Source organism: Vibrio sp. MEBiC08052 (assembly GCF_001506075.1).
GTDB lineage: Bacteria > Pseudomonadota > Gammaproteobacteria > Enterobacterales > Vibrionaceae > Vibrio.
Genome location: NZ_KQ947475.1, coordinates 1,900,313 through 1,901,178, shown reverse-complemented (window position 1 = coordinate 1,901,178; position 866 = coordinate 1,900,313). Strand labels below are relative to the sequence as shown.

The following is an 866-nucleotide window of genomic DNA, read 5'->3' as shown; positions in this document are numbered from 1 at the left end:
ACTGACGATCAGGGCGCCACCGCAACCACGACACTCACCATTACCGTGACTGGTACCAATGATGCACCGGTTGCTCAGGCAGCCACGGCGGCAGTGACCCAGGATCACTCCATTACCGGCAGTATCACTGCGACCGATGTCGATTTACCGGCCGGTCAGGCGCTGGTGTTTACCACTGAGTCCACCGTCCCCGGCCTGACCCTCAATGCCGACGGAACTTACCGTTTTGACGCTTCCGGTTATGACGCACTGAGCGCGGGTGAAAAACAGGTGATTACTGTTCCGGTCACCGTGACCGATGATCGCGGTGCGACGGATACGACCACGCTGACCATTACTGTGATTGGCACCAATGACGCGCCGGTGGCGCAAGCGGCGGTAGCCGTCGTCGCCGAAGATGCGACCATTACCGGCAGTATTACCGCGACCGATGTCGATTTACCGGCCGGTCAGGCGCTGGTGTTTACCACAGAATCCACCGTCCCCGGCCTGACCTTAAACGCCGACGGGACTTACCGGTTTGACGCATCCGGTTATGACGCGCTGAGCGCGGGTGAAAAGCAGGTGATTACCGTACCTGTCACCGTGACCGATGATCGCGGTGCGACCGATACCACCACCTTAATCATTACCGTGATTGGCACCAATGACGCCCCGGTAGCTCAGGCCGCAGTGGCGGTGGTGGCCGAAGATGCGACCATTAGCGGCAGTATCACGGCAACCGATGTCGATTTACCTGATAACGCCAGTCTGACCTTCAGCACCGAGTCCAATGTGACCGGTCTGACCCTCAATGCCGACGGGACTTACCGGTTTGATGCCTCTGGTTATGATGCGCTGAGCACGGGTGAAAAACAGGTGATTAC

At 58.5% G+C, this 866-nt stretch carries 1 protein-coding gene; it reads left to right on the top strand.

What is annotated here, in order from left to right; all coding sequences use genetic code 11:
* Nucleotides 1-866, top strand: an 866-nt coding sequence (locus VRK_RS21680) for a VCBS domain-containing protein (RefSeq protein ID WP_197413079.1), incomplete at both ends; no start/stop codon positions are given.